We start from the raw sequence: 305 nt of genomic DNA on the forward strand, positions 1-305 counted from the left end.
AAGAATGCTCCTAAACGCCCAATTGATTTATGGTGGTTGTTTACACATCCCAATGCATATTTTCTAAATTTTGTTATTCCATTAATCATATTGGGTTTGGTTACTGTAGCTATTGCCAATATAGGCAACAAAGCCGGGAAGCTTCTTCTTATACTCTCACTACTCTCAAACCTTGCATTAGCTCAAAACCACAACATGGTAATTAGAGTTCATAGCAGATTCTCTAGTTTATGGGAAATAAGATCACTGTTCAAGATATAGTTAATCTGTTCATCCGGAAGTTCGAGATAGAACAGGAACATGCT

General features: G+C 36.4%; 1 pseudogene. It reads left to right on the top strand.

The features are described 5' to 3' along the window. Positions 1-177 (top strand): annotated as a pseudogene (locus D0T60_RS18890) (dicarboxylate/amino acid:cation symporter); the annotation flags it as partial. Positions 178-305 lie beyond the last annotated feature (128 nt).

It is taken from the genome of Bacteroides sp. 224 (assembly GCF_010500995.1).
GTDB lineage: Bacteria > Bacteroidota > Bacteroidia > Bacteroidales > Bacteroidaceae > Bacteroides.